This window comes from Mycobacterium sp. OAS707 (genome assembly GCF_014873705.1).
Taxonomy (GTDB): Bacteria; Actinomycetota; Actinomycetes; order Mycobacteriales; family Mycobacteriaceae; genus Mycobacterium.
In genome coordinates, this window is record NZ_JADBDS010000006.1 from 87,768 (window position 1) to 101,315 (window position 13,548).

Genomic DNA, 13,548 nt, shown 5'->3' on the forward strand with positions numbered 1-13,548 from the left:
CTTGCACTCTGGTCACATGAGCACCCCTCAAATCGCCGAGCATCGGGCGTGGGGCTGGCGCGGGAGCGTTGGCGCCATCGCGGTCGCAGCGGTCATCGCCGCAGTCGGCGGGGCCGCCATCTACGCCGCGACCGAGGGCACGTCCCACCCGTTCGGCGCCTCCCACCAGCCAGGACCGCAGATCGGAATGCACGGCGCGATGGGCGCACCGGGCCAGAGTGACAGCGCACCGCACTCACTGCACGCGGAATCCGTCGTGGCCGACGGCAACGGCGGTTACCGCACCGAACTGACACAGACCGGCACGGTCACCGCGGCCTCGCCCACCTCAATCACAGTGCGCAGCGCTGACGGCTACACACAGAGCTACGTCATTCCCGCCGCGGCGCGCAATGCCGGCGCACCGCTCGCCGTTGACGCCCAGGTGGCCGTGCGCGCCACCCGCAACGCTCAGACGGCGATCGTCACCAGCATCGGCAATCCGCCACCGGATCTCGGCGGATCCGGGTCGGCGCCGACTCACCGGAACTGACGCCGCTACGGGGTGGCGAACCCGGACGGCGTCGTCGCGGTCACCGGTGGTGTCGCGACGCTGGTTTCCACGGTCGTGGGGGCCGTCGTCGACGTGGTCGTTCCGCCGAGCGTGATCTCTGGGCCCTCGCTGATGTTTCCCGGTGCGCCGCTGACCACGACGGTGAACGCGCCCATCCCAACAAGGGCGCAGGCACCGATACCGGCCGCGACGAGTTTGAGCTGACTCGGATTCACCTCTGACCACTCCATTCGGTCTCTGGCCTCGAACAGTTCATGAGGGGTCGACCAGCGACCCCTCCGCTGTTTCGGGTAACCGAACGGACCGTGGGTGAAACGTCAGAGGCGCTAGGAGCCGGCGCCGCCGAATGGGGTCGCCTTGACCAGTGGCACCGCGATCGTGGTTTCCGGGGCGGCCGGCGGCGTTTCCTGGGTGCTGGTCGCGCCGACCGTCATACCCGAGCTGGTGATCGTCACCGGCGCCGCCTGCTGGCTGATCGCCATGCTCAGCGCCCCCGCCGCCACTATGGCGCTGCCGCCGATGACGGCCGCCAGCATCTTTGCGTTGGTTTGCCTGGTTGGTTGCATGGTGTTCGCTCCTCTATGACTGTGAGCCGGGCCGTCGCCTCAGCGCGACGAACCGGCAAACGTGCAGGTCGGAGCCAGTGAATGCGAAAATCCTGTGAAGGCACTGGATCGAGCGTGCGAACTACCTACATGCGCGCTGTCACTGTTTCCACAGTCAAAGAGTCGGGCGCGCGGGGCGCTTGCCGGTGGTTATTCAGGAACCATCTCTTACCCTGTGCGTCATGCACGCCGCCCGTGGATGTCGCCCATGACGCGATTTCTCCTGCGGCGACTGCTGAACTACATCGTGCTGCTGGCGGTGGCCTCGTTCCTTACCTTCTCGCTGGCTTCGCTGACGTTTCGACCGTTGGACAGCCTCCTGCAGCGGAGTCCGCGGCCGCCGCAAGCAGTCATCGACGCGAAGGCCGCAGAGCTGAACCTCGACAAGCCGATACCGCTGCGCTACGGCCATTGGGTGGCAGGCGTTGTGCACGGTGATTTCGGCACCACCATCGGCGGACAGCCGGTTTCGGATGAACTGGGGCGACGCATCGGCGTCAGTCTGCGTCTGCTCGTGATCGGCTCGGTCGTTGGCACCGTGATCGGCGTTGTGGTCGGCGCGTGGGGGGCCGTCCGGCAATACCGGCTGTCGGATCGGGTGATCACCGTGTTGTCGCTGTTGGTGATCAGTGCCCCAACGTTCGTCATCGCTAATCTGCTCATTCTTGTTGCGCTGCAAGTCAATTCGCTGCTAGGCATCCAGCTGTTCGAATATACGGGTGAGACGTCGCCGGACGCGATCGGGGGGACGTGGAACCAATTCGTCGATCGGGTACAGCATCTAGTGCTGCCGACGTTCACCTTGGCCTTGGGGGCGATCGCCGGTTACAGCCGGTATCAACGCAACGCGATGCTGGATGTGCTCGGCCAGGACTTCATCCGCACCGCCCGCGCCAAGGGGCTGACCCGGCGCCGCGCACTGTTCAAACACGGCCTACGCACGGCACTGATTCCCATGGCGACACTGTTCGCCTACAGCGTCGCCGGGTTGTTCACCGGCGCACTGTTCGTCGAGACGATCTTCGGCTGGCACGGTATGGGTGAATGGGCGGTACAAGGCATCTCGACGCAGGACACCAATATCGTCGTCGCCATCACCTTCTTTTCGGGCGCCCTGATCCTGATCGCAGGGCTGTTGTCCGATGTCATTTACGCGGCGCTCGATCCGAGAGTCAGGGTGACGTGACCGAACCAGTGACCACCGAGACCGCGACCACCGCCAAATCCGGAGTGGACGTGGCCCGGTTCACGTCGCGACGCACACTGGTGTGGCGCCGATTTCTGCGCAACAAGCCTGCGGTGGTCTCGCTCGTGCTTCTGGTCGTGCTGTTCATTGCCTGCTACGCCCTACCGTCGGTGTTGCCTTACCGCTACACCGACATGGATTTCACCGCTTTACAGCAGCCGCCGACGCCTGAGCATTGGTTCGGCACAAATTCATCCGGCCAGGACCTGCTGTCCCAAACCCTGCGCGGTATGCAGAAATCCATGTTGATAGGGGTCTGCGTAGCCTTCATCTCCTCGCTCATCGCTGCGACCGTGGGCTCGATAGCCGGATACTTCGGGGGCTGGCGCGATCGCACACTGATGTGGATCGTCGACCTGTTGTTGGTGGTCCCGAGCTTCTATGTGATCGCGATCATCACACCGCGCACCAAGCAAGCCGGGACCGTGCTTTGGTTGATCCTCCTGCTGTCCGTGTTCGGCTGGATGATCAGCTCCCGGGTGGTACGCGGCATGACGATGAGTCTGCGCGAGCGCGAATTCGTCTCTGCTGCACGTTATATGGGAGTCAGCAACACGCGAATCATCGCTCGCCACATCGTGCCCAACGTAGCGTCATTTCTGATTATCGACACCGCACTGAACGTCGGCCTCGCGATCTTGGCCGAAACCGGGTTGAGCTTCCTGGGTTTCGGCGTTCAGGCGCCGGACGTATCGCTGGGCACGCTGATTGACGACGGTAGAACGTCTGTTACGACATTCCCGTGGGTGTTTCTGTTCCCCGCGGGTGTGCTGGTGCTGATCATCTTCTGCGCCAATCTCGTCGGAGACGGCCTGCGCGACGCGCTGGATCCGAGTGCTCAACCGCTGCGGAGGCTTCGCAAATGAGCCTGCTGCAGGTGACCGATCTCACCGTTGCCTTCTCAACAGACACCGAGCGGGTAAATGCGGTGCGCGGCATGACCTTCGAAATGGCGGAACGAGAGGTTGTCGCACTCGTCGGCGAATCCGGTTCGGGCAAGTCGGCGACAGCGATGTCGATCGTCGGGCTGTTGCCGGAGTACGCGGAGGTATCCGGATCGATCCGGCTGCACGGCGACGAACTGCTCGGGCGATCAGACAGCCAGATGTCGCAAATCCGTGGCAAGGTCATCGGCACGGTGTTTCAGGATCCGATGTCGGCGCTGACCCCCGTGTACACGGTGGGCGATCAGATCGCCGAGGCGCTGGAGATTCACAACCGCGGTATCGGCAAGCAAGCCGCCAGGACCAGGGCCATCGAACTGCTCGAGCTGGTCGGCATCGCCCAGCCCGAGCGACGCGCGCGCGCCTTTCCACACGAGCTGTCCGGCGGTGAGCGACAGCGGGTGGTGATCGCCATCGCCATCGCCAACGATCCTGACCTGCTCATCTGCGACGAGCCGACGACAGCTTTGGACGTGACCGTGCAGGCGCAGATATTGGAGGTGCTCAAGACCGCGCGCGACGTCACCGGCGCGGGCGTGCTGATCATCACCCACGACCTCGGTGTGGTCGCCGAATTCGCCGACCGTGCATTGGTCATGTACGCCGGTCGCGCGGTAGAGACTGCAGAAGTCGACGCGTTGTATGCCGACTGCCGAATGCCTTATACCGCAGGGTTGCTCGGTTCGGTGCCGCGGCTGGACTCCCCGCAAGGGGCGCGGCTGGTGCCGATCCCCGGCGCGCCACCCTCGATGGCGGCCCTGCCGCCGGGTTGCTCGTTCGCGCCGCGTTGTCCGCTTGCCATCAGCGACTGTCGCGCGGCGGAACCGGAACTTCTGCAGATCAGTCCCGGGCATCGCGCGGCATGCATCCGCACCCAACTCGTCGCCGGCCGAAGCGCGGCCGAAATCTATGGCGTGCCGACGGAGCCACTGGCCACCGAGAAGGAAGACGACGTTCCCGTCGTGCTGCGAGTGCGCGACCTTGTGAAGACCTACAAGCTGACCAAGGGCGTGGTGCTGCGCCGCCAGATCGGCGAGGTGCGCGCGGTCGACGGGGTCAGTTTCGAGCTGCCCCAAGGCCAGACGCTCGGCATTGTCGGCGAATCCGGGTCGGGCAAGTCGACGACACTGCACGAGATCCTGGAACTGACGGCGCCGCAGTCAGGTTCGATAGAGGTCCTCGGCTCCGACGTCGCCACGCTCGACCGGCGTGCCCGGCGTGCCCTGCGCGGCGATCTGCAGGTGGTGTTCCAGGACCCGGTCGCGTCGCTGGATCCGCGGCTTCCTGTGTTCGATGTTCTCGCAGAGCCATTGCAGGCCAATGGTTTCGACAAGCGCCGAACCGGCGAGCGGGTTGCCGAACTACTGGGAATAGTTGGGCTGCGACGCGAGGACGCCAGCCGATATCCGGCCGAGTTCTCCGGTGGACAGAAGCAGCGTATAGGGATCGCACGGGCACTGGCGCTGCAGCCGAAGATCCTGGCGCTCGACGAACCCGTTTCGGCGCTGGACGTGTCGATCCAGGCAGGCATCATCAACCTGCTGCTGGAACTGCAGGACCGGTTCGGCCTGTCGTACCTGTTCGTGTCGCACGATCTTTCCGTCGTCAAACATTTGGCCCACCGTGTCGCGGTCATGTACAAGGGCAAGATCGTCGAACAAGGCGACGGCGACCAGGTGCTCGCCAATCCGCAGCACGATTACACCCGCCGATTGCTCGCCGCAGTACCGCAACCAAAACCGAATCGCAGGTAACGTCTGTCGCCATGAAGATCCGACGCTTCGCCGCGGTTGTCCTCGCCGCCGGTTTGACTCTCACCGGATGCTCCGGCACAAAGCACGAGACGCCGTCGGCAGGCGGATCCGCGGAGGTCGGGACGACCAATGACATCAACCCGCAGCCGGTATCAGCCCTGAAACAGGGCGGCAACCTGCGGTTGGCGCTGACCGAATTTCCGGCCAACTTCAACCAGCTGCACATCGACGGGAACACCGCCGACGTCGGCGCGCTCGCGCGGGCGACATTGCCGCGGGCGTTCCGGATCGCGCCGGACGGCTCGCTGACCGTGAACACCGACTACTTCACCGACATCAAGCTCACCAGCACCAATCCCCAGGTCGTTACGTACACCATCAATCCCAAGGCGGTTTGGACCGATGGGACGCCGATCACGTGGGAGGACATCGCCTCCAACATTGAAGCCACCAACGGCAAGGACAAGCGGTTCGCGATCGCGAGTTCGTCGGGCAGCGACCGCGTCGCATCGGTGACTCGCGGGGTCGACGACCGTCAGGCCATCATGACGTACGCCAAGCCGTACGCCGAGTGGCGCGGCATGTTCTCCGGCAATACGCCGCTTCAGCCCAAGAGCACAGTCGCAACGCCTGAAGCATTCAACAAGGGCGAGCTCAACGGGCCAGGGCCATCCGCAGGACCATTCATGGTCTCGTCTGTTGACCGTTCCGCCCAACGAATCACGTTGACCCGCAATCCAAAATGGTGGGGAACACCGCCGCTGCTCGATAGCATCACGTACCTGGTGCTCGACGATGCTGCTCGCATCCCCGCGCTGCAGAACAACACCATCGACGCAACCGGGCTTGCCTCACTTGACGAGTTGACCATCGCTCGGCGCACGGACGGCGTCGCGATCCGACGCGCGCCCGGGCTGAGTTGGTATCACTTCACCTTCAATGGCGCCCCCGGATCCATCCTGTCGGACAAGGCGCTGCGACTCGCCATCGCCAAGGGCATCGACCGGCAGACAATCGCCGACGTGTCGCAGCGCGGACTCTCAGACAAGCCTGCAGCGCTGAACAACCACATATACGTCGCGGGCCAAAAGGGCTATCAGGACAACAGCGCGGTGGTCGCGTTCGATCCCGAGAAGGCCAAGCAGGAACTGGATGCGCTGGGGTGGCGGATGAACGGCCAGTTCCGCGAGAAGGACGGTCGACAACTTGCGATTCGTGACGTGTTCTACGACGCCCAGACCACCAAGCAGATTGCCCAGATCGCCCAAAACAGCCTCGCGCAAATCGGCGTCAAACTCGAACTGGTCACCGCGCGAGGTGGCACATTGTTCACCGATTTCGTCACTGTGGGCAATTTCGATATCGCTCAGTTCGCTTGGGGCGCAGATGCATTCGCTCTCTGCTGCCTGACGCAGATCTACACCACCGGTGCCGACAGCAATTTCGGCAAGATCAGCAGCCCGGAAATAGACGCCAAGGCCGAGCAGACGCTCGACGAACTCGATCCCGACAAGGCCCGCGCGCTTGCCAATGAATTGGACAAGCTGATCTGGGCGGAGGGCTTCAGCCTGCCCTTGTTTCAGAACACCGGAAACGTCGCTGTGCGAAATACTTTGGCTAACTTCGGCGCATTCGGTATGGGTGATGCTGACTACACCAAGATCGGCTTCATGAAGCAGTAACGCGATGCACGGTGCGGGGAACTGCGGCAGGGACGGCCTTTTCGACGGCGGCGGCGCCTGCAATGGCCCAGATCGCCAGCCGAACCCCGAGGCCGCCCGGCGCCGCGTCCAGCTTCCTGGCACGGGCCGGCAGACCTGACGTCGCGCGGTCGTAGGTGGCCTTGATGATGTCCAGCGCTGCCCGCTCACGAAGGTCGATCGCCGAATGCCCGGCGGTGGCCAGCCTGACCAGCACCGCGCCCGGGATCAGCGAGGCGATCCTGTCGGCCACGGCGGGCGGGGTGATCAGATCGCGACCACCCGAGATGACGACCGTCGGCCAGTTGAACATCGGCATCGCCTCGACGAGATCGAACGGCTCGGCTTCGAATTCCGTTGTGCTCACGTCGAACTCGAGAAAAGCGACGGCGGGGTCAAGCGGCTTTCCGTCTGGAGCAGCCGCGTAGTTCAGCTCGCGGTAGCCGATCCTGCCGACCAAATCGGGTTCGTGCCGGTAGGGCGCCTTGCGTTCGAACAGGAAGCGCGCGCCCCGGTCGAGGGCCGACCACAGCGCGAGCCGCCCGGCCAGCAACAGGTCGAGTTGACGCCGTAACACCGCGGGCCCGGCGAAGCCGTACACCGCGGCGGCCAGCTGGGTCGCCTGCGGGCTGAACTTCTGCTGGTCAACGAGCTGGCGCACCTTGGCGGCCAGGTCAGCGGTCTCGGCGCTGTCGCCGTCCCACAACAGCCGACGGGTCGCCTCGCGGACGGCGTCGATATCGTCGGCCGACAACACCGGTGAGTCGAGAATCATCGCGTGCACCCGATCCGGGTGTCGCACACCGACTCCGGCTGCGACGTAGGTGCCATACGAGGTGCCGTAGATGGTGGCCTTGGCGACGTGGGCGTCGTCAAGGACAGCGGCAACGTCGTCGACCACCTGGTCGATGGTCAGCGCCTCGGGCGGCAGATCCGTGCCGCTGTCGTCATGACGGGACATGCCCACGCCGCGGTGCTCGATCATGATCACGTCGAGGCCCTCGGCGGCAGCGCGGCGACGGAAACCTCGGTACAGAGCGATCGAGGCGGCGCCGGGCCCGCCGGGGATGACGACCAGCGGATTCGTCGATTTACGCCCCGTGCGCACATAGAACAGGTCGAAGTCCTCTGTGCCATCCGGCCGGATCGGCCGTCGCACCGCGCGCACGCCTGGCAAAGCGGCCAGCTTGTCGTGCGCCCGGCGACGCTTGGCGTTCATCGTCATCACCACACATTGTGCCCCGTCGGCCGTTCTTAGGCTCCCGATGATCCAAAGCAGTGCGTGTCAGGGCCCGGCTTCGGTAAAACCAGGCCATGACCTCAGTAGACCGCGCGGCTCGCACACTGCCAGGCTCGCCCGAATGGGCAAGCCTGCTCGACCAGATCGGTGCTGGCGCAAAAGATCGAGATCTCAACGACGAGAACCCTTTTGACCAAGTGTCTGCGTTGAAGCGAGCCGGATTCGGTATCCTCCGGTTGCCTGAGCATCTCGGCGGCGCGGGACTCACAGTCCCGCAACTGTTTTCAGCGGTGATAGATGTCGCCAAGGCCGATCCCATTGTGGCCCACATCTTTCGGACGCACTTCTGGTTCGTCGAGGAAAGGCTGCGCACCGCCGACGATCCCAGTTCTGCGCGCTGGTTGCACAAGGTTTCCGAGGGCAAGATCTTCGGCAATGCGTTCAGCGAGAAGGGTTCACTGGCCGTCGGCAGCCTCGTCTTCAACACCCGCCTGCTACCCGCGGATGGCGGTGGTTACCGGCTCAACGGCGAGAAGTTCTACAGCACCGGCACGCTGTTCTCCGACTATCTCACCGTCGCTACCACCACCGACCACGACTCGGTCGCGACGGTGGTGGTGCCCGCCGACCGTGCGGGCGTGCGGCTGATCGACGACTGGGATGGCTTCGGCCAGCGCCGCACCGGCACAGGTACCACGGTGTTCACCGACGTCGCGGTGTCTGCGGATGAGGTCCTCTCCGACACCTCCTATGACGCGGACCCGGCGCCGACGGTGCAGTATGCGTCGCTGCAGCTGTACATCCACGCCGTGGTGGCCGGCATCCTGGCCGCGGTCGTGGATGACGGTGTCGCGCTGCTGCGTTCACGCGACCGCAGCTTCAGCCATGCGCTGTCCGAGCGGCCGACCGACGACCCGCTGTACCAAAGGCAGCTCGGCGAGTTGGCCGCGACCGCCTACATCGCGCGGGCCGTCGTGCTCGATGCCGCTGCAGCCATTGAGGCCGCGACGGCATCCGAGACCGGCGGCGTTCCCGACGCGCGGCTCGCCGAGGAAGCCCAGCTGAAAGTCGCCAAGGTCAAGGTGCACCTCGACGACGTGGCACCGCAGGCCGCAACCCGGCTGCTGGAGTTGGGCGGAGCCAGCGCGGCCAGCAGGCAGCGCAACCTCGACCGGCACTGGCGCAACATCCGCACCATCACCCTGCACAACCCCGTGGCGTACAAGGCCCGGGTGATCGGCCAGAACCTGTTGCACGGCACGCCGGTTCCGGCCAACGCCTACTTCTAGCTCTTGGATATCCCCGCGTTTGCGAGCCACTTCTTTGCGATGTCGGCCAGGTTGGTGCCCTTGGCCGCCTCGGCATTCATCGAGATCAGGTCATCGGTGGTGAGCTTGGCCGACACGGCGTTCAGTGTCTTGGTGATGTTGTCGTTCTGCTTGCCGGACTTGATCAGCGGGACCACGTTCTCCGCGGCGAACAGGTTCTTGTCATCCTCAAGCGCGACAAGGTGGTTGGCGTGCAGGCCGGGGTCGGTGCTGAACAGGTCGCCCGCCTGGACCTGACCGTTTGTCAGTGCGGTCATCGTCAAGGTGCCGCCTGCGTCGAGGCTGACGAAGTCCTTGAAATTGAGGCCGTACAGGTCGCGCAGTCCTACCACGCCCTGGGTTCGGGTCTTCCATTCGGGCGGTCCGCCGAGGACGAGTTCGCCTGCGACCGGCTTGAGGTCGGAGATGGTCTTCAGCTTGTACTTGTCGGCCGTCGCCTGTGTCACGGCCACGACGTCCTTGTCTTCTGCCGGTGACGGCGTCAGCATGGACGTTCCTGCCGGCAGCTTCGTCGACAGTTCGCTCTGCACCGCTTGCGGGGTGGCTGCGGTCGACTTCGGATCGAGGTAGCTCAACAGCGCCCCGGTGTACTCGGGAACCAGGTCGATGGAGCCGTCCTTGAGGGCCTGGAGATAGACCTCACGGCTACCGATGTTGAACTGTTCCTTCACACTCACACCGTCTGCCTGCAACGCCTGTGAGTAAATGCTTGCGATCAACTGGCTTTCGGTGAAGTCGGCCGAACCCACGATCACCTGCGAGCCCGACGACCCGCTGTTGTTACCGCCGCCTGAGAGCGGGTCGCCGCCCCCGCCGCCGCACGCGGACAACGCGAGGACGGAGGCTGCGGCCATGGCCGATAACAGTGTGCGTTTCTTCATGGTGATTCTCCTAGGTGGTGGCCGGCTCGAGGACGGTTGTGGATATCGGTGAGCTTGATTTGGCGGTGGTGCGGCGCAGGCCCGGTGACACAATGACACGGCCGAGCCAGGCGAAGGTGAATTCGAGAGCGAGCGCCAGGATCGCGACAAGGATTGCCCCGCCGGCCATTTCGGCAAAGCTGGCCTGCGCCCTGCCATCGAGAATGAATCGACCCAGCCCCTGCAGGCCCAGGTAGGCGGCGATCGTGGCCGTCGAGACGATCTGCAGCGTCGCGCTTCTGACGCCGGAGACCATCAGCGGCAAGGCGCAGGGCAGCTGCACACGCAACAGAATCTGGGGCTTGGTGAACCCCATTCCCCTTGCTGCGCCGACGGCGTCGGGATCGGCGGTCTGGATGCCGGCATACGTTCCGGTCAGGATCGGCGGCACGGCAAGCAGCACAAGCACAATGATGGTCGGCAGCACATAGACCAGCTTTCCGGCGACGACCGGCGAGATGACCAGGAACAGCAGCACGAGCAGGCCCAGGGAGGGCAGTGCGCGCAACGCGTTGGCCGACCCGGCGACCAACGCCTCCCCGCGTCCGGTGTAGCCGATGAGAACTCCCAGCGGAACCGCGATGACCAGGGCGGCCAGCAACGCGATCGCGGAGTACAGCAGGTGGTAGCCGACCTGCGCCGGAATACCGCCCGACCCCGACCAATTCACCGGATCGGTCAGCCACGCAACGATGTTCATGAGGTGACCGTCCTTTGCCGCCAAGGGGTCAAGAGTCTGTTCAGCCAGATGATCAGGCCGTCGAAGACGACCGCAAGCACCACGCACAGCGCGATGCCCGTCACGAGCGGAACGTACAGCCGCAACTGGAACCCCTGCGTGAACAGGGAGCCCAACTGCGGGATCCCCAGCAGGGCCGCCATGGTCACGATGCTGACGTTGGACACCACTGCCACCCGCAGTCCAGCGGCGATGACCGGAACCGCGACCGGCAGTTCGACGAGAACAAGTCGCTGCCACCCTCGATAGCCCATGGCCTCGGCGGCCGCGACCGTGTCGTGCGGCACCGAGTCCAGCCCATCGGCGACCACCCGCACGAGCAGTGCCAGTGTGTAAAGCGTCAGTGCGACAACGATGTTCAACGGGTCGAGGATCTTCGTACCGAGGATCACCGGCAGGATAATGAACAACGCGAGCGAGGGAATCGTATAGAGCAGCCCCGCGGTGCCGACGATCGCGGCCTGGCCCCTCTTGAATCGATGCGCCCACCAACCGAGCGGGAGCGCGATGAGGAGCCCCAGGATGGTGGGCACCAGCGTCAGCCAGGTGTGGCTGATCGTCAGCGAAACGATCCGGTCGATATTCGACGATATCCAGTTCATGCCGCCGTCCTCGCGGCCTTCGCGCGGCGGATCGCGTCGATCACGTCGTGATCGGATGCGGTGCCGAGCAGCGCGCCGTTCTCATCGGTGACGACGCAGCGGCTGCTCGGGCTGGACAGCGCCGAGTTGAGCAGGTCACGGAGCGGAGCAGTGCGCGGCGCCGACGTGGCGCTGAGGTTGACGTCACTGTCCTGGATGCGGTCGCCGCGGACATTTTCGGTGTCGACCCAGCCAATCGGAGCCCGCTTCTCATCGACGACAAGAACCCACCGCCCCTGCGACGCGATTGACGAGACAGGTTGCCCCACAGTGATAGTCGGCTCCTCGTTGAGCTTCAGCAGCTCATCTGAAGTGTGGAACCCCAGCGCGCGATAACCGCGTGCCGAGCCGACGAAGTCGGCGACGAACGCATCGTTCGGCGCGGCGAGCAGCTCGGCAGGCGTCGCTGCCTGTGCCAGCGTTCCGCCCTGCCGAAGCACCACCACCTGGTCACCGAGTTTGAGCGCCTCGTCGATGTCGTGGGTGACCATCACGATGGTCTTGGAGATGTCGGCCTGCAGCCGCAGAAATTCGTCCTGCAACTGGTTGCGCACGATCGGGTCGACGGCGCTGAACGGCTCGTCCATCAACAGGAACGGCGGATCCGTCGCCAATGCGCGGGCCACTCCGACACGCTGCTGCTGGCCACCGGACAACTGCCACGGGTAGCGCCGGGCGAATTTCGCATCCAGCCCGACGCGCTCCAGGAGTTCGATTGCCTTGGAACGGCTTTCCCGCTTTCCGCCGCCAAGCAACCGCGGCAGCGCGGCGACGTTGTCGACCACCGTGCGGTGCGGGAACAGGCCTGCGTTCTGGATGACGTAGCCGATCCTGCGGCGCAACGCGACCTTGTCGAGCGTCTGGGTGTCGACCCCGTCGAGCGTGATGCTGCCCGAGGTCGGTTCGATGAGCCGGTTGATCATCCGCATCGACGTCGTCTTGCCGCATCCCGACGGGCCGACCAGGGTGGTGATCTTGCCGTTGGGTGCGGTGATCGTGAGCTTGTCGACGGCGACGGTGCCATCGGGATAGACCTTGGAGACGTTGTCGAACGTGATCATGAGTGTCCTTCTGGCGGAGTGGAATTCGAGCGACGACTCAAGCCGGCAGACAGCGAAGCCGCTGCCGCGCCGAGCATTCGGCCGTATTCGGCGGATTGCGAGGAATTGAGCCGGTAGCTGGGAATCACCAGGCTCAGCGCGGCGACGATGCGCGACTCGGAATACACGGGGCATGCGATCGCGGTGACATCCGCCTCGACACCGCGTTCAACGATCACGTACCCCTCGTCGGGCACCCGACCGCGCAACGCGTGCCCGGCCGCTGACTTGTCCAACGGAACGGTGCGACCGACCCAGCTGGCATGGCGCACGGAATGAGTGCCCTCGACGATGCTGATGTAGAGCGCAGTGCCGCCGTGGCCCTCGACGCTCAGGTATGCCGATTCCCCCGCCTCGGCGACCAGCTTCTCCATCACGGGCTTGGCGAAGTCGATCAACGACTCGTTGGAAAGGGCCTGCGCCCCGAGCTGGATGAGGCGGCTGCCGGGCCGGTAGGTGCCGCCGACTTCTTCCTTGGTGACGAAGCCGGTGTTCTCCAGTGTGCGGAGCAGCCGAAGCGCCGTACTCGGCGCGAGATCGCACTCCCTCGCGCTGTCGGCGAGGTTCGCGCCACCGCGGTCGCAGATCGTGGCGAGCAGGGCGAGCGCGCGCTCCACGGTCCGCGTGGACGGTTCGGCCACCGTGACCTCCTCTCACCGCCATGCAATCTACGAGGGGTTTGTTGCGAGCAACGCCTCGTCGATTTCCACTAAGTAAAATTCAAATTCCATCTAGCGGCAATACCCGGTTTCGGTGATGATAGGACTCGTCGCGCGCG

The 13,548-nt window shown here is 64.6% G+C and carries 14 protein-coding genes; 6 read left to right on the forward strand and 8 right to left on the reverse strand.

The genetic code is table 11. The features are described 5' to 3' along the window. The first annotated feature begins 16 nt into the window (after window positions 1–16). Window positions 17–532 (forward strand): hypothetical protein, encoded by a 516-nt coding sequence (locus GGC64_RS31700; RefSeq protein ID WP_192726576.1) that lies wholly within the window; start codon window positions 17–19, stop codon window positions 530–532. A 5-nt stretch (window positions 533–537) separates the two neighbouring features. Here GGC64_RS31700 and GGC64_RS31705 read toward each other — a convergent pair whose 3' ends face one another. Next, window positions 538–768 carry a hypothetical protein gene (locus GGC64_RS31705; protein WP_225952886.1) on the reverse strand — a complete coding sequence of 77 codons (231 nt, stop codon included), beginning with the start codon at window positions 766–768 and terminating at the stop codon, window positions 538–540. Between the two features lie 111 nt (window positions 769–879). Beyond that, window positions 880–1,119 (reverse strand): hypothetical protein, encoded by a 240-nt coding sequence (locus GGC64_RS31710; RefSeq protein ID WP_225952750.1) that lies wholly within the window; start codon window positions 1,117–1,119, stop codon window positions 880–882. Window positions 1,120–1,366: 247 nt separating this feature from the next. Between GGC64_RS31710 and GGC64_RS31715 the strand changes: the two genes are divergently transcribed. From GGC64_RS31715 to GGC64_RS31730, 4 genes are read left to right on the forward strand one after another with little or no spacing between them, the layout of a single operon-like run. After that, window positions 1,367–2,344, forward strand: coding sequence for an ABC transporter permease (locus tag GGC64_RS31715; RefSeq protein WP_192726578.1), 978 nt, complete (start codon window positions 1,367–1,369; stop codon window positions 2,342–2,344). Next, a complete protein-coding gene (locus GGC64_RS31720; RefSeq protein WP_192726579.1) occupies window positions 2,341–3,270 on the forward strand; it encodes an ABC transporter permease in 930 nt (309 codons plus the stop codon). Before GGC64_RS31715 ends, GGC64_RS31720 begins: the two co-directional genes overlap by 4 nt. After that, window positions 3,267–5,102, forward strand: coding sequence for an ABC transporter ATP-binding protein (locus tag GGC64_RS31725; protein WP_192726580.1), 1,836 nt, complete (start codon window positions 3,267–3,269; stop codon window positions 5,100–5,102). Before GGC64_RS31720 ends, GGC64_RS31725 begins: the two co-directional genes overlap by 4 nt. Window positions 5,103–5,113: 11 nt before the next feature. Then, window positions 5,114–6,784 (forward strand): ABC transporter family substrate-binding protein, encoded by a 1,671-nt coding sequence (locus GGC64_RS31730; RefSeq protein ID WP_192726581.1) that lies wholly within the window; start codon window positions 5,114–5,116, stop codon window positions 6,782–6,784. Here the strand turns inward: GGC64_RS31730 and GGC64_RS31735 are convergent. Further along, entirely contained in the window at window positions 6,771–8,027 is a 1,257-nt protein-coding gene (locus tag GGC64_RS31735) for an alpha/beta fold hydrolase (RefSeq protein ID WP_192726582.1), read from the reverse strand. The genes GGC64_RS31730 and GGC64_RS31735 overlap by 14 nt on opposite strands. 89 nt (window positions 8,028–8,116) lie before the next feature. Between GGC64_RS31735 and GGC64_RS31740 the strand changes: the two genes are divergently transcribed. Beyond that, window positions 8,117–9,331, forward strand: a complete 1,215-nt coding sequence (locus GGC64_RS31740; RefSeq protein ID WP_192726583.1) for an acyl-CoA dehydrogenase family protein — start codon at window positions 8,117–8,119, stop codon at window positions 9,329–9,331. On the opposite strand, the gene GGC64_RS31745 is transcribed toward GGC64_RS31740, so the two are convergent. Genes GGC64_RS31745 through GGC64_RS31765 form a run of 5 tightly spaced genes read right to left on the reverse strand, consistent with a single transcriptional unit; the run spans window position 9,328 to window position 13,411 of the window. Next, the gene (locus GGC64_RS31745; RefSeq protein WP_192726584.1) at window positions 9,328–10,251 is read right to left on the reverse strand and encodes an ABC transporter substrate-binding protein; all 924 of its coding nucleotides are present in this window, start codon (window positions 10,249–10,251) and stop codon (window positions 9,328–9,330) included. The genes GGC64_RS31740 and GGC64_RS31745 overlap by 4 nt on opposite strands. Window positions 10,252–10,261: 10 nt before the next feature. Further along, complete coding sequence (locus tag GGC64_RS31750; protein ID WP_370582483.1) at window positions 10,262–10,984, reverse strand: ABC transporter permease; 723 nt, start codon at window positions 10,982–10,984, stop codon at window positions 10,262–10,264. A 2-nt stretch (window positions 10,985–10,986) separates the two neighbouring features. Further along, complete coding sequence (locus tag GGC64_RS31755) at window positions 10,987–11,631, reverse strand: ABC transporter permease (protein WP_192726586.1); 645 nt, start codon at window positions 11,629–11,631, stop codon at window positions 10,987–10,989. Next, a complete protein-coding gene (locus GGC64_RS31760; RefSeq protein ID WP_192726587.1) occupies window positions 11,628–12,731 on the reverse strand; it encodes an ABC transporter ATP-binding protein in 1,104 nt (367 codons plus the stop codon). The genes GGC64_RS31755 and GGC64_RS31760 overlap by 4 nt, the downstream gene beginning before the upstream one ends. Next, complete coding sequence (locus GGC64_RS31765) at window positions 12,728–13,411, reverse strand: IclR family transcriptional regulator (protein ID WP_192726588.1); 684 nt, start codon at window positions 13,409–13,411, stop codon at window positions 12,728–12,730. The genes GGC64_RS31760 and GGC64_RS31765 overlap by 4 nt, the downstream gene beginning before the upstream one ends. Window positions 13,412–13,548: the final 137 nt, after the last annotated feature.